Annotated in this window: 15 protein-coding genes; 13 read left to right on the forward strand and 2 right to left on the reverse strand. The window is 63.3% G+C overall.

Features of this window, described 5'->3' with window-relative positions:
• Nucleotides 1-89: 89 nt before the first annotated feature.
• From IVB22_RS25745 to IVB22_RS25765, 5 genes are all read left to right on the forward strand, one after another.
• A complete protein-coding gene (locus IVB22_RS25745) occupies nucleotides 90-1,001 on the forward strand; it encodes a S49 family peptidase (protein WP_247520047.1) in 912 nt (303 codons plus the stop codon).
• Nucleotides 1,002-1,121: 120 nt separating this feature from the next.
• Nucleotides 1,122-1,313 (forward strand): hypothetical protein, encoded by a 192-nt coding sequence (locus tag IVB22_RS25750; protein ID WP_247520130.1) that lies wholly within the window; start codon nucleotides 1,122-1,124, stop codon nucleotides 1,311-1,313.
• 117 nt (nucleotides 1,314-1,430) lie between these two features.
• A complete protein-coding gene (locus tag IVB22_RS25755) occupies nucleotides 1,431-2,366 on the forward strand; it encodes a glycine--tRNA ligase subunit alpha (RefSeq protein WP_247520048.1) in 936 nt (311 codons plus the stop codon).
• Entirely contained in the window at nucleotides 2,366-4,660 is a 2,295-nt protein-coding gene (gene glyS, locus IVB22_RS25760; protein ID WP_247520049.1) for a glycine--tRNA ligase subunit beta, read from the forward strand. Before IVB22_RS25755 ends, glyS begins: the two co-directional genes overlap by 1 nt.
• A 3-nt stretch (nucleotides 4,661-4,663) precedes the next feature.
• Complete coding sequence (locus tag IVB22_RS25765) at nucleotides 4,664-5,266, forward strand: bifunctional 2-polyprenyl-6-hydroxyphenol methylase/3-demethylubiquinol 3-O-methyltransferase UbiG (protein WP_247520050.1); 603 nt, start codon at nucleotides 4,664-4,666, stop codon at nucleotides 5,264-5,266.
• A 233-nt stretch (nucleotides 5,267-5,499) separates the two neighbouring features.
• Here the strand turns inward: IVB22_RS25765 and IVB22_RS25770 are convergent, their stop codons facing one another.
• Nucleotides 5,500-5,862 (reverse strand): DUF1236 domain-containing protein, encoded by a 363-nt coding sequence (locus IVB22_RS25770; RefSeq protein ID WP_247520051.1) that lies wholly within the window; start codon nucleotides 5,860-5,862, stop codon nucleotides 5,500-5,502.
• Nucleotides 5,863-6,096: 234 nt separating this feature from the next.
• On the opposite strand from IVB22_RS25770, the gene IVB22_RS25775 reads away from it, so the two are divergent.
• The 8 genes from IVB22_RS25775 (at nucleotide 6,097) to IVB22_RS25810 (ending at nucleotide 16,914) form a co-directional block, all read left to right on the forward strand.
• The gene (locus IVB22_RS25775; RefSeq protein ID WP_247520052.1) at nucleotides 6,097-6,252 is read left to right on the forward strand and encodes a DUF3096 domain-containing protein; all 156 of its coding nucleotides are present in this window, start codon (nucleotides 6,097-6,099) and stop codon (nucleotides 6,250-6,252) included.
• A 193-nt stretch (nucleotides 6,253-6,445) separates the two neighbouring features.
• A complete protein-coding gene (gene ppdK, locus IVB22_RS25780; RefSeq protein ID WP_247520053.1) occupies nucleotides 6,446-9,316 on the forward strand; it encodes a pyruvate, phosphate dikinase in 2,871 nt (956 codons plus the stop codon).
• 518 nt (nucleotides 9,317-9,834) lie between these two features.
• Nucleotides 9,835-11,286, forward strand: a complete 1,452-nt coding sequence (locus tag IVB22_RS25785; protein WP_247520054.1) for a cell wall hydrolase — start codon at nucleotides 9,835-9,837, stop codon at nucleotides 11,284-11,286.
• A gap of 307 nt (nucleotides 11,287-11,593) precedes the next feature.
• Nucleotides 11,594-12,844, forward strand: coding sequence for an MFS transporter (locus IVB22_RS25790; protein ID WP_247520055.1), 1,251 nt, complete (start codon nucleotides 11,594-11,596; stop codon nucleotides 12,842-12,844).
• Nucleotides 12,845-12,887: 43 nt separating this feature from the next.
• The gene (locus tag IVB22_RS25795; protein ID WP_247520056.1) at nucleotides 12,888-13,874 is read left to right on the forward strand and encodes an MDR family oxidoreductase; all 987 of its coding nucleotides are present in this window, start codon (nucleotides 12,888-12,890) and stop codon (nucleotides 13,872-13,874) included.
• A 107-nt stretch (nucleotides 13,875-13,981) separates the two neighbouring features.
• On the forward strand, nucleotides 13,982-14,599 hold the full coding sequence (locus IVB22_RS25800; protein WP_247520057.1) for a hypothetical protein: 618 nt from the start codon (nucleotides 13,982-13,984) through the stop codon (nucleotides 14,597-14,599).
• Nucleotides 14,600-14,822: 223 nt separating this feature from the next.
• A complete protein-coding gene (locus tag IVB22_RS25805) occupies nucleotides 14,823-15,056 on the forward strand; it encodes a hypothetical protein (RefSeq protein WP_247520058.1) in 234 nt (77 codons plus the stop codon).
• A gap of 169 nt (nucleotides 15,057-15,225) precedes the next feature.
• On the forward strand, nucleotides 15,226-16,914 hold the full coding sequence (locus IVB22_RS25810) for a methyl-accepting chemotaxis protein (protein ID WP_247520059.1): 1,689 nt from the start codon (nucleotides 15,226-15,228) through the stop codon (nucleotides 16,912-16,914).
• On the opposite strand, the gene IVB22_RS25815 is transcribed toward IVB22_RS25810, so the two are convergent.
• Nucleotides 16,915-19,635, reverse strand: a complete 2,721-nt coding sequence (locus IVB22_RS25815; protein WP_247520060.1) for a DUF2339 domain-containing protein — start codon at nucleotides 19,633-19,635, stop codon at nucleotides 16,915-16,917. It abuts the gene before it with no gap.
• Nucleotides 19,636-19,656 lie beyond the last annotated feature (21 nt).

A 19,656-nucleotide genomic window follows, 5' to 3' on the forward strand; every position in this document is an offset into this window, starting at 1 on the left:
CAATGCAAAAGGCGTTCCGGCCAAAAACGGCGTTTCTGCCTTTGCAATGACAGTGGTGCGATAAAAAATGGTTAATTCGAGGTAACGGCATGAGTGAACAAATAAGTGATCGCGCGGGATTGCCGAACCTCATTGACAGGGTGAAGCAACTCATTCCGGCAAAATTCCGGCGCGACGCCGCCGTCGTTCCGGTGGTGCGCCTGTCGGGTGTCATCGGTGCGGTGACGCCGTTACGGCCGGGCCTGACGCTCGCGGGCATCGCCAAGACGCTCGAACGCGCTTTCGCCACCAAGCACGCCAAGGCGGTGGCGTTGGTGATCAATTCGCCCGGCGGCTCGCCGGTGCAATCGCGCCAGATCTATTTGCGGATCAGGCAGCTTGCCGCGGAAAAGAAACTGCCGGTGCTGGTGTTCGTGGAGGATGTAGCGGCATCCGGCGGCTACATGATCGCCTGCGCCGGCGACGAGATATTTTGCGATCCGTCCTCGATCCTTGGCTCGATCGGCGTGGTCGGCGGCAGTTTCGGTTTTCAGGACTTGCTCAAGAGAATTGGCGTCGAGCGGCGGCTTTATACGGCAGGCGAGCACAAGGCGATGCTCGATCCGTTCCTGCCGGAAGACCCCGATGACGTGGCGCGCCTGAAGGCACTTCAGCGCGAGATCCACGCCATCTTCATCGCGCTGGTCAAAGGCAGCCGCGGTGCGCGGCTCAAGGGAACCGAGGACGTCCTGTTCACCGGCGAGTACTGGGCGGGCGAGAAGTCCGTGTCGCTGGGCCTTGCGGACAAGATCGGCGATATCCGCTCGACGCTGCGCGAGCGCTTTGGCGAGAAGGTGCTGACGCCCGTCATTGCGCCCGCAAGCGGGATGCTGGCCGGCCTGTTGGGCCGGAAGTCGCCGGGGGCGGGCTCGCTGGCCGCATTCGACGGTATCGGAGGATTGCCGGATGACCTGATTTCCGCGCTCGAAACCCGGGCGATTTGGGCCAAATTCGGGTTCTAGAAATCAACTGGAGGTCATCGAGCCGCGCCATTTAGTCCCAAAAGCGGAATTGCGGCGCAGGCCGGCTTGGGCGACAATGCACCTATTGGGGGCTGACACGTGAACGACAAGGATCGACCGATGCCGCCGCTGATCGCATTCGCGGGTGCCCTGGGTGGGCTCGCCGTGGTCCGATGGGCCTACAAGACTGCCGTCCGCATCAACAGGGAGCTGGAAGAGGCGCGCCTGGCACGCGTCGCCGAAGCCGCCCAGACGTCCGACATTCCGACGCTGCGCCGCGACCCCGTCACCGGCGCTTATCGGCCGGGTTAGAACAAACCCTTAGCGCCAATTGGGCGGTGCCATACCACCGGCACCGCCTTGATTCCCTGCTTCCGCGTCGATACGGTCCCGCGCTCTTCAACCCCCTTCGCGAGACCGATTCTGCCGATGGACGCACTTCCTGCCCATATGCGCCCGGAACGTTCGTTCCAGGGCTTCATCCTTGCCCTGCAACGGTTTTGGGCGGAGCAGGGCTGCGTGATCCTGCAGCCCTACGACATGGAAATGGGCGCCGGTACGTTCCATCCCGCGACGACCCTGCGTGCGCTCGGGCCGAAGCGCTGGAACGCGGCCTATGTGCAGCCGTCGCGACGGCCCAAGGACGGCCGCTACGGCGAAAATCCCAACCGGATGCAGCACTATTATCAGTTTCAGGTGATCATGAAGCCGTCGCCGCCGAACCTTCAGGACCTGTACCTGAAGTCGCTGGCCGCCATCGGCATCGATTCCAGCCTGCACGACATCCGTTTCGTCGAGGACGATTGGGAGAGTCCGACGCTCGGCGCGTGGGGGCTGGGCTGGGAGTGCTGGTGCGACGGCATGGAAGTCAGCCAGTTCACTTATTTCCAGCAGGTCGCGGGCGTCGAATGCGCGCCTGTGGCGGGCGAGCTCACCTACGGGCTGGAACGATTGGCGATGTATGTGCAGGGTGTCGATCGCGTCTACGATCTCAACTTCAACGGTCGCGACGGCGCCGACAAGGTCACCTATGGCGACGTCTTCCTGCAGGCCGAGCAGGAATATTCCCGGCACAATTTCGAATATGCCGACACCACGATGCTGTTCGAGCAATTCAAGATGGCCGAGGACGCCTGCAAAAAGTATCTCGCCGCTGGGTGGCGCGAGGGCGGCAACCAGAAAGAACATCTGATGGCGCTGCCGGCCTATGACCAGTGCATCAAGGCGAGCCACGTCTTCAACCTGCTCGACGCCCGCGGCGTGATCTCGGTGACGGAGCGGCAGAGTTACATCATGCGCGTGCGCGAACTGGCAAAAGCCTGCGGCGACGCCTGGGTTCACACCGAAGCGGGCAGGGCGGTCTGATGCCTGATCTTCTGTTAGAACTTTTCTCCGAAGAGATCCCCGCGCGCATGCAGGCGAAGGCGGCGGACGATTTGCGCCGCATGGTCACCGACAAGCTCGTCGCCGAGGGCCTTGTTTACGAAGGCGCAAAAGCGTTCGCGACGCCGCGGCGGCTGGCGCTCACCGTGCACGGCATTCCGGCGCGGCAGTCCGACCTGAAGGAAGAACGCCGCGGCCCGCGCGTCGGCGGCCCCGATGCGGCGATCCAGGGATTCTTGAAGGCCACAGGCCTTGTCCGGATCGAAGACGCCAAGATCCAGACCGACCCGAAGAAGGGCGACTTCTACATCGCGCTGATCGAAAAGCCGGGACGTGCCACGATCGACGTGCTCGCCGAGATCCTGCCTGTCATCATCAGAACCTTCCCCTGGCCGAAATCGATGCGCTGGGGCGAACGCTCGGCCAAGTCGGGTTCGCTCTCCTGGGTGCGGCCGCTGCATTCGATCATCGCGACCTTTGGTCCGGAGACCGAAGAGCCCGACGTGGTGAAGTTTTCCGTCGACGGCATCGAGGCCGGGCAGACCACGTTCGGCCACAGATTCATGGCGCCGGCTGCGATCTCCGTGCGCCGCTTCGAGGATTACGAAGCCAAGCTGAAGGCGGCCAAGGTCGTGCTGGACCCGCAGGCGCGCAAGGACATCATCCTCGCCGACGCCAAGCAGTTGGCGTTCGCGCAAGGTTTTGAACTCGTCGAGGACCAGGTGCTGCTGGACGAGGTCGCCGGCCTCGTGGAGTGGCCGGTTGCGCTGATGGGGTCGTTCGACGAGGAATTTTTGTCGATCCCGGGCGAAGTGATCCGCGCCACCATCCGCAACAACCAGAAATGCTTTGTCGTCAGCGATCCCAAGACGGGCAAGCTCACCAACAAGTTCATTCTCACCGCCAACATCGAAGCCGCCGACGGCGGCAAGACCATCATCGGTGGCAACGAACGCGTGATCCGCGCGCGGCTGTCGGACGCGAAATTCTTCTACGAAACCGACCTGAAGACGAAGCTCGAAGCCCGCTTGCCGAAGTTCGAGCAGATCGTGTTCCACGAAAAGCTAGGCACGCAGGCCGAACGGATCAAGCGGATCGAGCGGCTGGTGGCCGAGATCGCGCCGCTGGTCGGCGCCGATGTCGAAAAGGCCAAGCGCGCCGCGCATCTGGCGAAAGCTGATTTGCTCACCGAAGTCGTCGGCGAGTTCCCAGAGCTGCAAGGCTTGATGGGGAAGTACTATGCGCTGGCACAGGGCGAAGACGCCTCCGTCGCCGCCGCGAACGAGGAGCATTACAAGCCGCAAGGACCCGCCGATCGCGTGCCGAACGATCCGCTGAGCGTGTCGGTCGCGCTGGCTGACAAGATCGATACGCTCGTCGGATTCTGGGCGATCGATGAAAAGCCGACTGGAAGCAAAGATCCATATGCCCTGCGGCGAGCGGCGCTGGGCGTCATCAGGTTGATACTAGAGAACCAACTTAGGGTCCGAATAACAGATTTGGCTGCGAGTTCTTATCTTTGGCACCTCGCGCTGATCAACTCTCAGTGGCGATTGTTTTCATACGATGGCGCTGAAGATAGTTCGCAGCTCATTGCATGTGATTCTATACAAGATTGGTCAAAGTATTCTGAGAGACAGCTCTTTGTAATGTACGGACGAGCTAGAAGTCCTCATGAAGGTGATGATGAGATTGCATTTCCTGATCAACCTGGGGGGCCATTTCGTTGGCCTAAGATTAAATCTTTGCCAAGGGATATGCTCTCCTTCTTCGCCGACCGCTTGAAGGTCCAGCTCCGCGACCAGGGCGCGCGTCACGATCTCGTGGATGCCGTGTTCTCGCTCGGCGGCCAGGACGATCTGCTGTTAGTGGTCCGCCGCGTCGAAGCGCTCGGAAAGTTCCTTGACACCGACGATGGCAAGAACCTGCTTGCAGGGATCAAGCGCGCGAGTAACATCCTTGCGATCGAGGAGAAAAAGGACAAGCGCGCGTTTGACGGCGCCCCGGATGCCGGGCTTTACAATCTGCCTGAGGAAAAGGCGCTCGCCAACGCGATCGATCAAGTCAAGCGTGAGGCCGGTGCTGCAGTGCAGAAGGAAGACTTCGCCACCGCGATGAGCGCGATGGCCAAGCTGCGACCGGCAGTCGATGCGTTCTTCGACAAGGTCAAGGTCAATGACGATGAACCCAAGGTGCGCGAGAACCGACTAAAGCTTCTGAACGAGATCCGCGCGGCGACCCGCGCGGTTGCGGATTTTTCGAAGATCGAAGGCTAAATCATGGATCGTCAGACGCTCGCCGCTTACGACCTGGATGCGGCGGCGTTCGCGAAGGATTGGGTCGGTCAGCCGGCGCCCGTCGACCTGCAGGAAGTCGTCGAGCGGTTTTTCGTGCGTGGCGGCACTTCGGCCGATGTCGGCTGCGGCTGCGGCCGGGAGGTCGCCTGGCTCCACGCCAACGGTTTTTCGGCCGTGGGCTTCGATCCTTCCGAAGGCCTGCTCAACGAGGCGCGCCGGCGATATCCCTCGTTCAAGTTCGCGCATGCCGAATTGCCCGAACTGCGCGGCGTCGGGACGTTCGATAACGTCCTGTGCGAAACCGTGATCATGCATCTCGACCGCAAGCAGATTGCAGCATCGGTTCGCCGGCTGCTCGATATCGTCAAGCCCAGCGGCATTCTCTATCTGAGCTGGCGCGTCACCGAGGGCGCCGATCAGCGCGATGCGCAGGGCCGCCTTTACGCGGCGTTCGACGCCGCCGTGGTGCTGGCGGAACTGAAGGCGACGACGGTGTTGCTGGATGAAGAGACGGTCAGCGCCTCATCGGGAAAGAAGATTCACCGGCTCGTGGTGAAGAAGCCAGGCCTGGAAATCAGGGAATAAATTGTAGGGTGGGCAAAGCGAAGCGTGCCCACCACCTTCCCAACAAACACGCCGCTGGACTGGTGGGCACGTCGCTAACGCTCCTTTGCCCACCCTACGGCACCGCGTTCGCGATAAGCATCACACAAAGAAAACCCCGCCCGGAGGGGACGCCGGGCGGGGCTTCGTGTCCGGTCGTGTCTCGCGCACATCCGCTTGCGCGGCGCCCGGACTAATCGTTCAGGCTACTGAGGTCAATCGACCACCTGAACGATGCGACGCGAACGCGGTTCGACCAATATCGTCTGGCCGTTCACCACGGTGTAGCGATAGGGCGTCATGCCGAACGATTGCGGCACGTCGTAGTAGGTGACGCCGGCTTCCGGCAGCACCCCACCGACGGTTACGCGCTCGGAAATCGTGTAGTTCGGCACGCGTTCACGCACGATGTATTCACGGAAGGCCGGCCGCTGGTCGGCAGCGATGCCTTCGTGTTCACCGATGACGACCGTGCTGCCGCCGGCGGTGCCGGTGGTGATCGTGCTTTGCGCCTGAGCTGCGATCGGGGCAGCCATCGCGCCGGCGATCGCTGCAATGGCAAGTACTCTGTTCCGCATGGTCAACTCCTTCGCGAGAAGAGGCGCCAGCTTTCGCCAGCACACACAATGCGGGCCAATTCATCCCGTGCAGCATTGTTCCGGCAAAAACGCGGCCTCATACGCGGCATTTCTGGGGAATTGTTGAGGAGGCTGGAACCCATTGAAGTGGTGGGCGTCTTGCTATTCCGAAACCGCGCCAGCGGCTAAGTTGCCACCCTCGATTCGATTCCCCCTCATCAGCCGGAGATTTCAATGACCATCACCGCTGCGCACATTTCCCCGCTCGTCGCCCTGATCGCGGGCGTCTTGATTCTGATTATGCCGCGGTTCCTGAATTTCATCGTCGCCATCTACTTGATCGTGGTCGGTTTGGCCGGTCTCGGTGTGTTCAAGATGCTTCGGTTCTAAAGCTCCGCTTCTGATGCAACCAGAACCGGCGCTTTAGATTTCTGTTTTGACGCGTTTTCTTCACGCGAACCGGTATCCACTTCGCTCGAAAACGCTATACCGCGCGGGAAAGCAGGGTTCGCGGCTTGCGCGGAACCCTTCAAAGTGGTGTAAGGCGCGCAATCTTCTCACCTTTTTCGGATAGTTGGAATCCATGGCCAAAGCCGTCGCGAAGTCCAAGAAGGCCGCAGTGAAATCTGCAGCGAAATCAAAGCCATCGGCCCGGCCTAAGGCCGCTGCCGCGCCTGCCGCCCGCAAAGCGCTGAAGAAGGCCCCGGCCAAGCCGGTGGCCAAGGGCGCGGCCAAGAAGGCTGCGGTTCGCAAGCCGGCCGCCGAGGCGGTAAAATCCGGCAAGTGGGTCTATACGTTCGGGGACGGCAAGGCGGAGGGCAAAGCGGGCCTGCGCGACCTCTTGGGCGGCAAGGGCGCCAACCTCGCCGAAATGGCCAATCTTGGCCTGCCGGTACCCCCGGGCTTCACCATTCCGACCTCGGTCTGCACCTATTTCTACGCGCACGACAAATCCTATCCCGCCGCACTGAAGGCGCAGGTCGAGAAGGCGCTCGATCATGTCGGCAAGCTGACCGGCAAGGCGTTCGGCGATTCGAAGAATCCGCTTCTGGTGTCGGTCCGCTCCGGCGGCCGTGCCTCGATGCCGGGCATGATGGACACCGTGCTCAATCTCGGCCTGAACGACAAGACCGTCGAAGCGCTCGCCGATCTCTCCGGCGATCGCCGCTTTGCCTATGACAGCTATCGCCGCTTCATCACGATGTATTCGGACGTGGTGCTCGGCTTCGAGCATCATCACTTCGAGGACATCCTCGACACCTTCAAGGACGGCCAGGGCTATACGCTCGACACCGATCTCTCCGGCGACGACTGGGTCGAACTGGTCGGCAAGTACAAGGAAGCCGTGGCGCGCGAGACCGGCAAGGATTTTCCGCAGGATCCGCACGAGCAATTGTGGGGCGCGATCGGCGCGGTGTTCTCATCCTGGATGAATGCGCGTGCGGTCACCTACCGCCGCCTGCACGACATCCCGGAATCCTGGGGCACCGCCGTCAACGTGCAGGCCATGGTGTTCGGCAACATGGGCGAGACGTCCGCGACCGGCGTCGCGTTCACGCGCAATCCCTCCACCGGCGAGAGCAAGCTCTACGGCGAATTCCTGATCAACGCGCAGGGTGAGGACGTGGTGGCGGGCATTCGCACGCCGCAGGACATCACTGAGGAAGCGCGCCAGGAATCCGGCTCCGACAAGCCGTCGATGGAAAGCGCGATGCCGGAGGCGTTCAAGGAACTGACGCGGTTCTACACACTACTCGAAAAGCACTACCGCGACATGCAGGACATGGAGTTCACGGTCGAGCAGGGCAAATTGTGGATGCTGCAGACCCGCGGCGGCAAGCGCACGGCGAAGGCCGCGCTGCGCATCGCGGTCGAACTCGCCAATGAAGGCCTGATCTCGAAAAAGGACGCGGTGATGCGGATCGATCCGGCTTCGCTGGATCAACTGCTGCACCCGACCATCGATCCCGCGGCCAAGCGCGACGTGATCGCGACCGGCCTGCCGGCATCGCCCGGCGCTGCATCGGGCGAGATCGTGTTCTCGTCCGACGAAGCCGCCAAGCTGCAGGCCGACGGCCGCAACGTCATTCTGGTGCGGATCGAAACCAGCCCGGAAGACATTCACGGCATGCACGCCGCCGAAGGCATTCTCACCACCCGCGGCGGCATGACCTCGCACGCTGCCGTGGTGGCGCGCGGCATGGGCAAGCCCTGCGTCTCCGGCTGCGGCGCCATTCGCGTCGATTACGGCCGGGGCACGATGAGCATCGGCTCGCGCACCTTCAAGACCGGCGACGTCATCACCATCGACGGTTCGCTGGGCCAGGTGCTGGCCGGCCGGATGCCGATGATCGAACCGAAGCTGTCGGGCGAATTCGGCACGCTAATGGGCTGGGCCGACCAGGTCCGCAAGCTGGGCGTTCGCGTCAACGCCGACACGCCGGAGGATGCACGCACCGCCATCAAGTTTGGCGGCGAGGGCATCGGGCTGTGCCGCACCGAGCACATGTTCTTCGAGGAAACCCGCATCCGCACCGTGCGCGAGATGATCCTTTCCGAGGACGAACAGTCGCGCCGCGCGGCACTGTCGAAGCTGCTGCCGATGCAGCGCGCGGATTTCGTCGAGCTGTTCGAGATCATGAAGGGGCTGCCGGTCACGATCCGCCTGCTCGATCCGCCGCTGCACGAATTCCTGCCGCACACCCAGGCCGAGATCGAGGAAGTCGCGCGTGCGATGAACACCGATCCGCGCCGGCTCGCCGATCGCGCCCGCGATCTCGCCGAGTTCAACCCGATGCTGGGCTTCCGCGGCTGCCGCCTCGCCATCGCCTATCCTGAGATCGCCGAGATGCAGGCGCGCGCGATCTTCGAAGCTGCGGTCGAAGCCGAAAAGCGCACCAGCAATGCCGTCGGCCTCGAGGTGATGGTGCCGTTGATCGCGACCAAGGCCGAGTTCGATCTGATCAAGGCGCGGATCGACGCCACCGCGCAGTCGGTGATGAAGGAGACTGGCAAAAAGCTCGCCTATCAAGTTGGTACGATGATCGAGCTTCCGCGCGCGTGCCTGATGGCCGGCGATATCGCGCAGACCGCGGAGTTCTTCTCGTTCGGCACCAACGACCTGACCCAGACTACCTACGGCATCAGCCGCGACGACGCCGCGAGTTTCCTCGGCACCTATGTCAGCAAGGGGATCCTTGAAATCGATCCGTTCATCTCGGTCGATCGCGATGGCGTCGGTGAACTGGTGAAGATCGGCGTCACCCGCGGCCGCAAGGCCCGGCCCGGTCTCAAGGTCGGCATTTGCGGCGAGCATGGCGGCGATCCTGCTTCAGTGGCGTTCTGCCACGAAATCGGGCTCGACTATGTGTCGTGCTCGCCCTATCGCGTGCCGATCGCCCGCCTTGCCGCCGCGCAGGCCGCGCTCGGCAAGACGGTTGCGAGCCAGGCGTAGTTCTTCTTCAACAGTACAAGCATAAAGACGACGTCATGCCCGGGCTTGTCCCGGGCATCCACGTTTTTATGCCCGCGAGAGCGAAGACGTGGATGGCCGGGACAAGCCCGGCCATGACGATGGAGGCCGTCATTGCGAGGAGCGCAAGCGACGAAGCAATCCATCTATCCGTTGTGCCATGCGATGGATTGCTTCGCTCGCAATGACGGCGGAACTTCAGTCTCGCAGACTTCTTCGACATCTTGGCAGGCCGCGCCGCTATGCACGCAAAGATGCGAAAGAGGAAATTCGCGCATCAATTTCTTCATCATCTTCGTTGACGGGATGTTTACCACTTTTGTCGCCCGCCTGTTTACCAACACTTCTCATGCAATCCGCGAAAATCACGCGATGTCTTGCGTGTAGCACGCAGGTCACGCCGATTAACTCCCCGGCAACCTAAATTCGATACCAACAAAAAAGGTCGAATTGCACGGATGTACTGACGTTCGATCGTGTAAGCGTTGCGTGAGCGTACAATGTTTGTGTTGCGTAGCCAGCCGAAGGGCGCGCGGTTCGCGTCCTTCGGCCTCGGTCTCTGCGTCTTCGCTTTGATGCCGACCGAGATCGGATATCAGGATATCGCTTCGCTGCTGGCGCGCCAGCCCGGCGTCGCCGAGCGTTGGCAGAACCGGGTATTCTCCGCCGCAGGCACCATCCAGGTCGCAACGTTCTCTTTCGGCCGTCCGATCGGAACCTCCTCGCCGCAAACTGCGACCTACCGGCTGGCGAGCCTCGATAACCAAGGCATCGACATCACGGGATCCGTGACGCGCAATCCGCTCGTCGCTCCGCCACCGCGTTATCACGCCGCCGATTTTCCCAAGGTTGATCGCACGCTGAAGGGCGATCGTCTCGTCGTGACGCCGCCGCCTGCGGAAGCCGCAAGCCCGGCCGAGCGCGCGCCGGCGACCGAGGACCCCGCGACATCGAATACATCGGTCAAGGGCGCCAAGACCGCCGAGACGGCGCCGCCCGTCGAGCGCGCGCCGCTCGATCCCGAGTTGCAGGCCGCGTTGAGCGCGCCGCCGCTGGCGCAATACGACATGTCGCTGTCGCTCGAAACTAGACCTCAGGACGAACTCAAGACCGTTCCGGAAAAGCGCGAGGCCGCGCGCACGCCTGTGCCGCCGCGCGATGGTTTCTCCTTCAAGACCTCGAGCCTCTTCTTTGGTTCGTCGCTCGGCTCTCCCGAGAGCATCGAGCGCTGGCGGCCCGGCGAAGAGCCTGTCATCGTGATGCCGGGCGCGATCCCCGATCCCGACATGAAGGTGATGGCTTCGCTGCCGGTCGATGCCGACGGTCCGGTGCGGGCCGGCGAGATGGGCGAGAGCGTTGCGCCGAAGGGCGAGGTCAATTCCGACAACCAGCGCGCCACGACGCCAGCCGAACGTCTCGGCCTGTTCGACGAAAAGTCGCGCGCCAAGTCGGAGAAGTGCCTGGCCGAGGCGGTCTATTTCGAAGCCCGCGGCGAAGCGGTGCGGGGCCAGATCGCGGTGGCGCAGGTGGTGCTGAACCGCGCCTTCTCCGGCAAATATCCGGAAACCGTGTGCGGCGTGGTCTACCAGAACAAGCACCGTCATTTGGCCTGCCAGTTCACCTTCGCCTGCGACAACAACAAGGACGTCATTCGCGAACCCGACATGTGGGAGCGTGCGCAGAAAATCGCGAAAGCGATGCTTGACGGCCAGCTCTGGTTGCCGGAAGTCGACAAGTCGACGCACTACCATGCCTATTGGGTGCGGCCGTCCTGGACCAATGAAATGAAGAAGATGTACAAGACCGGCGTGCATACCTTCTACCGGCCGCGCGCCTGGGGCAACGGCAGTGACGCACCGAGCTGGGGAAGCCAGGCCGAAACCGCGGCGATCTCCGCCAAACTCGCCGAAGCCGCACAAAGCTCGGCCGAGCAGACCAGCGCGAAACGGTAGCTCTCGGCGTCGTCCCTGCGAATGCAGGGACCCATAACCACCGGCGGTGATTGTCGAAACGAAATCGAACGACGGGCACTTCCTTAAACTGCGCGGCCGCGGCGTATGGGTCCCTGCGTTCACAGGGACGACGTCGGCGCGGGGCGTCAGCCCGGCAAATTGCTCTGATTGCCCTCGCTAATTTTGCAGAGCTGCCCTGCAGCGGAAAATTTTTCTATGCGCCCCCTTGGGGTTTTCATGCAGCTGCATTAACTCACCGTAACGTTTCGCCTGGCGGTTCCGGGCGCCGATGGTCCAGGGGAAATAAATGGCAGTGACGACCGGCGACCTTCGTCCATCTTCCGGCCTTGGCGCCTGGCGGACGCCGCTCGTCATCATCATCTGCGGCTGCGCGATCGCACTGTTGAGCTTCGGGCCGCGCTCGACCCTCGGCTTTTTCGTCCAGCCGATGAGCCGGGAATTCACCTGGGGCCGCGATGTCTTCGGCCTCGCGCTGGCGCTGCAGAACCTGTTGTGGGGCCTGGGCCAGCCGATTGCGGGCGCCATCGCCGACCGGTTCGGCATCTTGCGCGTGATGATCGTCGGTGCGCTGCTCTATGCCGGCGGCCTGCTCTTGATGCGTTATTCCACGACGCCCTTGTCGCTCGATCTTGGCGCCGGCGTCCTGATCGGCTTCGGTCTTTCCGGCTGTTCGTTCAACCTCGTGTTGTCGGCGTTCAGCAAGCTGCTGCCGCCCGAGAAGCGTGGCATGGCGCTCGGCGCCGGCACCGCGGCCGGCTCGTTCGGGCAATTTTTGTTCGCACCGTTCGGCGTCGCGATGATCGACAATTTCGGCTGGGAGGCGGCGCTGACGGTGTTCGCGTTGCTGATGCTGCTGATCGTCCCGCTGTCGCTCGCGATCGCGACGCCGCCTGCGGCGTCGTCGAACGTTCCTGTCGCCGACCAGCAATCATTCAAGACCGCGCTGGCGGAGGCGTTCGGCCATCGCTCCTATGTTCTATTGGTGCTCGGCTTCTTCACCTGCGGCTTCCAGCTTGCGTTCATCACCGTGCATCTGCCGGCCTATCTGGCCGATCGTGGGGTCTCGGCGCAGACCGGCGGCTGGGTGGTCGCGGCCATCGGTCTGTTCAACATCATCGGCTCGCTGAGCGTCGGCTGGCTGCAGAACAAATATCCCAAGCGTTATATCCTCTCGATCATCTATTTTGGCCGCGCGCTTTCGATCATGGCGTTCATCTCGTTTCCGATCACCACATTCTCGGCGATCGTATTCGGCGCCGCTACCGGCCTGACCTGGCTCTCGACGGTGCCGCCGACCTCCGCGCTGGTGGCGCTGATGTTCGGCACCCGCTGGTTCGCCACGCTGTACGGCTTCGCCTTCGTCAGCCATCAGGTCGGCGGCTTCCTCGGTGTCTGGCTCGGTGGCGTGGTGTTCGAGCAGTTCGGTTCCTACACGCCGATCTGGTGGCTCTCGATCGTGTTCGGCGTGCTGTCGGCGCTGATCAACCTGCCGATCGTCGAACAGCCGGTCGCGCGGCCGGTTGCACAACCCGCCTGATGCGGTAAACACTCCCGACAAAGAAAAGTCCGGGGAGTTCGCCATGGGAACGTTCAAGGCCATCAGGATCGACAAGGCGGAGAAGGGCACCACCGTCGCGCTGACGCAGTTCGACGAAGCCGAATTGATGGAAGGCGACGTCACGGTTGCGGTCGAGTGGTCGACGCTGAACTACAAGGATGGCCTGGCCGTCACCGGCAAGGCCCCTGTGGTGCGGCGCTTTCCGATGATCGCCGGCATCGATTTCGCAGGCACCGTCGAACAATCCTCACACCCGGCGTGGAAGGCCGGCGACAAGGTCGTCTGCAACGGCTGGGGCATGGGTGAGACCCATCTCGGCGCCTATGCCGAAAAGGCCCGCGTCAAGGGTGACTGGCTGGTAAGGCTCCCGGAAAACATCTCGACGCGCGAGGCGATGGCGATCGGCACCGCCGGCTATACCGCGATGCTGTCGGTGCTGGCGCTGGAGAAGCATGGCCTGACGCCTGCGAGCGGCCCTGTCGTGGTGACCGGCGCCGCCGGCGGCGTCGGTTCGGTCGCCACCGCCGTGCTCTCCAAGCTCGGCTATCACGTCATCGCATCCACCGGGCGGCTGTCGGAAGCCGACTACCTCAAGGGCATCGGCGCAGCCGAGGTGATCGACCGTGCCGAACTGGCAGGGCCCGCCAAGCCGCTGGCGAAGGAGCGCTGGGCGGGCGGCGTCGACAGCGTAGGATCGACCACGCTCGCCAACCTGCTCTCGATGACCAAATATGGCGGCGCCATCGCCGCTTGCGGGCTTGCCGCCGGCATGGACCTGCCGTCTTCGGTCGCGCCTTTCATTTTACGCGGGGTGTGCCTTCTCGGCATCGATTCCGTGATGTGTCCGTTGCCCCAGCGCAAGCTTGCCTGGAACCGCCTTGCCAGCGATTTGGATAAGGGTAAACTGGCTGAAATTACTCGGGAAATCACCCTCGACCAAGTCATTGGAACCGGTGCGCAAATCCTCGCCGGCCAGGTCCGCGGTCGAATCGTGGTAAAAATTCTCTAACGGCGTTCAGACTTTACCAACCAACCTGCTCCAATGTTGCCACGGTTGGTATGGTAAGCACGGGGTAAAGGCGGGCGCCCGCGCTATTGTTAAGTTGGAGTAGCTGCATGCTTGCGCGTTTGGTTCTGGGGGCCGTCACGGCCAGTGCGATGATTGTTCCTGCGCTGGCCGGGAGCATGAATGCCGACGAGGCGCGCAGGTTTGTGAGCGGCAAGGTTTTCGCCTTTACCTGTTTCGACGGCACCCGCGGCGCTGGCCGCATCCTCGACGATCTCGGTGCTGCCGGCTCGGTCCAATTCGCGGGCTCGGGCCCGATCCGCCATGTACGCCTGCCCGGCAACACGCTGCAGATTCGCGGCCAGGCCGTCTGCGCTTCGATCAAGGGTCTTCCGTTCGAGCCGTGCTTCAATCTCGACAAGCGCGACGATCGCTCGTTCCGCGGCTCCGTCTCGGGTATGGGCTTCGCCTATTGCGATTTCCGCCATCAGGGAGCCTCGCAGATGCTGATGGCGCGCTCCGTGGCGCGACCGCGCTCGCTGCATCGTCGGGAAGAGCCGTCGCGCGGGGCGGCTGATGCACGTGCCGAGGTAACGGCGCGGGTCGAAACGCCGGCCGTCGAGAGCGCCAAGCTCGAGCCGGTGAAATCCGAGCCGAAGGCCGAAGCGGCCAAGTCTGAGCCGGCCAAGGCCGAGGGCGCCCCAGAGCTGCGCCGCTCGACCGATTGATCGCGGAAACCGCGTTCGGGACCGCAACAAGCTGCCTCGGGATGGGCGCGCAACCGGTCCGAGAGCCGGCGCGCCGCCGATGGGTCAGCCGCTATCCTGCCTTGTTGGCGAACGGGAACCCGTAGTCATACGGGCTGGCGGATTCATGTCCTGGTAGCGAATCTCATCCCAACTGGTGACGGGCAGAGAAGGCCGGGAGGCGGCCCAACCCATGAGATCAATCATGCCGCTGTATTTTTTTCGGATCAGCCACGGCCGCTACGCGGGCGCATCCGATCAGGGGTCCGAATTCGAAAGCCGCGAGGCGGCGTGGACCGAGATGACGAACGTCTGCGGTAATCTCCTCGGCAGCCTTTCGCGCAGCCTGAAACAGAACGCCGAATGGCAGATGGAGCTTCTGGACGAAGCCAAGAAGCCGGTTTTCCGGATTCGTCTCGTTGCCGAATCCGTTGGTTAGCGCTCGATCCAGCGTACGCCCCCGAACCGGGTAATTTTACGGAGCGGCGAGTTAACCATCGCTTGGAACCTGATGCGTACGGTTGCCGAATATTCCCGGCGCATCGAGATTTGACGGCAGTTCCTCATAATTCAGCGGCGCCTGTCTCCAACGCTTGAGAGAGCCAGCCATGTCCGCACTTTCCATTCGCGCCAAGGTCATCGCCGTGATCGCATTCATGCTGATCGCAATGTCCGGCATGGGCCTGCTGGCGATCCGCAGCATGCAGGTGATCAACGCACATACGGTGGAAATCGCCTCGAGCTGGCTTCCGAGTGTCCGGGTGCTCGGTGAACTGCGCGCGGACATCAATCTGTTCCGCGTTGCGCTACGCGCCCATGTCATGGCGGAAACGCTGGAGGCGAAGGCCGCCAACGACAAGCGACTGGCCGGCATCCTCGAAAGGATCGCGAAGGATCGCAGGGCTTACGAGCCGTTGATTTCCACTCCCGAAGAGCGCTCGATCTACGAGAACTGGGCGCGCGCCTGGGACAAGTATATCACTGGCGTCCAGGAGGTGATCGAGCTGTCGCGCCAGAGTATCGGGCGTATTCCCCATGAGGCGAGCGAGGCCATCTCGAAGAAGGTTGCAGTCATCGCCGCCGAATCCGATGCGTTCCTGGAAAAATCCATCAACCTCAACAATGCGGGCGCAGACACTGCGACACGGCAGGCCGCGGAGGGATATAATTTCTCGTTCTGGATCGTCCTGGGCGTTGTCGCTGCCGTCATCATCTGCGGTATCGGCGTGGGACTCTATCTGGTCCGCGACCTCTCGACCGGGATTGCCTCCATCGTGAAGCCGATGCAGGCGCTGGGAAGCGGAGATCTTTCCGCCGAAGTGAAGCGCCGCGGTGAGAACACCGAAATCGGCGCCATGGCGGACGCCTTGCAGGTATTCAAGGATGCGCTGATCGCCAAGAAGGCCGCCGATGAAGCCGCCGCCCGCGATGCCGAAGCCAAGATCGAGCGCGGCCGCCGTGTCGACGGCATCACCCGCAACTTCGAGGCCATGATTGGCGAGATCGTCGAAACCGTATCGTCGGCCTCGACCGAACTGGAGGCGTCTGCAGGCACGCTGAGTTCGACCGCTGAGCGCGCGCAGGAACTCGCCACCACCGTCTCGGCAGCCTCGGAGGAAGCCTCCACCAATGTGCAGTCGGTCGCATCCGCCACCGAGGAAATGGCGTCCTCGGTCAACGAGATCAGCCGGCAGGTGCAGGAATCCGCGCGGATGGCCAGCGAAGCCGTGGATCAGGCTTCAAGGACCAACGATCGGGTCGGCGAATTGTCGAAAGCCGCCGCCCGCATCGGCGACGTGATCGAGCTCATCAACAACATCGCGGGCCAGACCAATTTGCTTGCGCTCAACGCCACCATCGAGGCGGCGCGCGCCGGTGAAGCCGGCCGTGGCTTCGCGGTCGTTGCGTCCGAAGTGAAGGCGCTGGCCGAACAGACCGCCAAGGCCACCGGCGAGATCGGGCAACAGATCACCGGCATCCAGGCTGCGACCCAGGATTCGGTCGGCGCCATCCAGGAGATTTCGGGCACCATCGGAAAGCTTTCCGAAATTTCCTCCGCGATCGCGGCCGCCGTGGAAGAGCAGGGCGCGGCGACGCAGGAAATCTCCCGCAACGTGCAGCAGGCGGCGATGGGAACACAGATGGTCTCTGCCAACATCACCGACGTGCAGCGCGGCGCGACCGAGACGGAGACCGCCTCGTCACACGTTCTCTCCGCGGCGCAGTCGCTGTCAGGAGACAGCAACCGTCTCAAGCTCGAGGTCGCTAAATTCCTCGATTCGGTACGCGCTGCCTGATCAGCTCCCTGTCGGCATTGCCGGGGCGACCGGCGCCGTCGCTTGCCTGCGGAACAGGATCCGCTGGTACAGCCAGCCGATCGCCACCAGCACCAGCCCGAGGCACATGAACGATAGCGCGCGATAGACGCCCGTCAGTGTCGACATGTCGATCAGGAAGGCTTTCAGGATTGTCAGCGCGATGACGACCGCTGACGCCAGCCGCGCGCGCTGCGAATTGAAGAGAATGCCGATCCCGAGCAGGACGACGCCGAACGCGAGGTAGGCGATCGAGTAAGTGTATTGCTCGGCGCCGGTGGTCGGGCCGACCGACATGACCGGGCCGTGATAAATTCTTCTGATTTCAAACGTCACATAGGCAAGCGCGAGAATGAGCGCACCCGCCGCGATCGTGTTGGCGTAGCTGACTGGGCGCTGGCCTGCGACAGCATATGACAACAGCAGTGCGAGAACTGCGGGCAGGGCGTAGCCGAGCAGCAGCAGGTTGATGACTGCGCCGCCGACGTCGATGTACCAGAGAATTGGGTTCTCCAGCATCAGCAGCCCGAACACCGCCGCGAGACCGGCGAAGGCCGTGAGCAGGGTCGCGCCGGCATTGTGAATGACGCTGCCGGTGCGGATGCGCAGGCGCTCCAGCCCGATCGCCATCGCGAGTGCAACGCAGACCTGCAGCGCAACCTCGGTAAGGCCGGCGCTCTGCCGGTATACGTCGCCATTGTTGACGGCATGGCGGATTTCCATGAACGCCAGCAGCACCGTGAACAGGATCGCCGCCGATTCCACGGTTCGCAGCGGCGCATCATCCCCGCCACGGCGCAGCAAGATGCTGCCGGCCCAGAACGATGCCGCCGGAATGCCGTAGCCCCACAACAGCCAGTTGAAGATCGGGGTGGTGCCGACGGCACTGCCCACGATGCGCGGCTCGTAGCCGATGCGCAGCACGACAATGCCGGCGAGAATGGCGGCGAGCGTGCGGAGGAACGGGATCGGCCGCTGCGTCGAAATCCAGGCAGTACCTGCCGACATCAGCGCGAGCGCGATCGTCAGCCAGCCTTTTTCCAGCGCAAAGGTCAGCGCCAGCGCCAGCGCTGCCAGCGTGCCGGTCGCAAACAGCGCGATCGAGGCCTGTAGTCCCGGTCGGTCATCGCGTTTGCTGAGGATCTCGGTCGCGGCGGCATAGGCCGCAGCCAGCACGACCGCGAGAATCGCAAACGGGATCGAGCGGTCGAGATGCGCGATGCGGGCATAGAGCGCGACCAGCAGCGCCAGCGGCGTGAAGACGGCCGAGGCCGACCAGATCACCGGTATGACCGGCCCCGCGAAGCGGCCCTGAGCGAGGAATCCCGCCACGCCAAAGCCTGCAGCGAAGATCGCGGCCGATATCAGGTGCAGCGACACCGATCCGTCGGTGGCGTTCGGCCCGATGTCTGACAACGGGCCGCCGGGCAGCACCAGCATGTCGGGATTGGCGCGAACGGCCCATTCGGCGAATACGACAAAGACCAATGCAGCGGCGGCCCCGACCGCACCGGCGGCGGCATCGCTGCGCCAGGCGACCAGGAGACTGCCGGCCACCAGCAGGCCAAACACAATCATCGCGGTGTCGGCATGAAAACCGTTCAGCACGATCAAGGTTGCGCCGAACAGATAGGCGGCGAGCGAGCCGGATGAGATCGGCTCGACCTGCCCCTCGTCGGCGGGCGGGCCGAACATGAATCCGCACACCACGAGCAATGCGGCGAGAATGAAGCCGGCGAGCACGTGGAACGCATGCGGACCGACCATCGACGGACCGCATTGCAGGCAAGGGAACGTCCAGAGCAGCGCGAACGCGATCGTGGTGACCGCGAGCCAGCGCCACAGCCTCACGCGCGCAAGGCCGAAAGCGGCTGCGGTGACGATCGCGAGATAGATGTAGAGCGCCCAGAAGTCCGGCTTGCCGGATGAAACCAGGACTGGCGTGACAAAGGCGCCGACAACGCCGAGACCGGCGAGCGCCGGCCCATGCAGCAGCGCCGCGGCCAGCGTGCCCAGCGCCACCAGTCCCAGCAGGATGAACGCGGTGGCCGGCACCAGGAAGCCGTACAGCGCATAGGCCGCATACACCGTCGCGAACGCCACTGCCGTTCCGGCGGCCGTCAGGATAGCCGGGATATTGGCGATCGGCAGCGCTGCGATGGAAGACACGCTCTCCTTGCGGCGGGTCCATTCGCCGGCCAGCAGCAGGGCCAGCGCGAACAGGCCGCCCAGCATCGTGCGGACCTCTGGCCCCAGCAGGCCGGCCTCGATCGAATAGCGCACCATGAAGAATCCGCCGAGCGCCAGCGTCAGCCCGCCGATCCACACCACCCAGCGCGTGCCGACGGTTTCCTCGAAGCCGCGGTCGGGCTGAGGCAGCGGCGGCGGTGGTGGCGGCGGCGCGCCGGCAGCTTGCTCTGCAGCCTCAGGCGTTGCGGCAGGCGCAATGGATTCCGTATCCGGAATGATTGGCGGCGGCTCCGGTGCGACCCCGGATGAAGCCGACGGTCGACTCTGCTCGAACTCCTGCAACGGTGGTAGCGGCGGAGGCACGGCGGTGGTAGCGGCGGCCGCCGCCAGTTTCTCCATCAAATCCAGCCGCTCGCGCAGCTCGGCAACCTGGTTAATGGCCTTTCGCGCGAAGATCAGGGCGACGATCGCGATCGCGATCGGCGCGAAGAAAACGAAGGGTTCGTCGAACATGGAGCCTCCAGGCGGACGCGT

Origin of the sequence: Bradyrhizobium sp. 190 (genome assembly GCF_023073415.1) — a bacterium.
GTDB lineage: Bacteria > Pseudomonadota > Alphaproteobacteria > Rhizobiales > Xanthobacteraceae > Bradyrhizobium.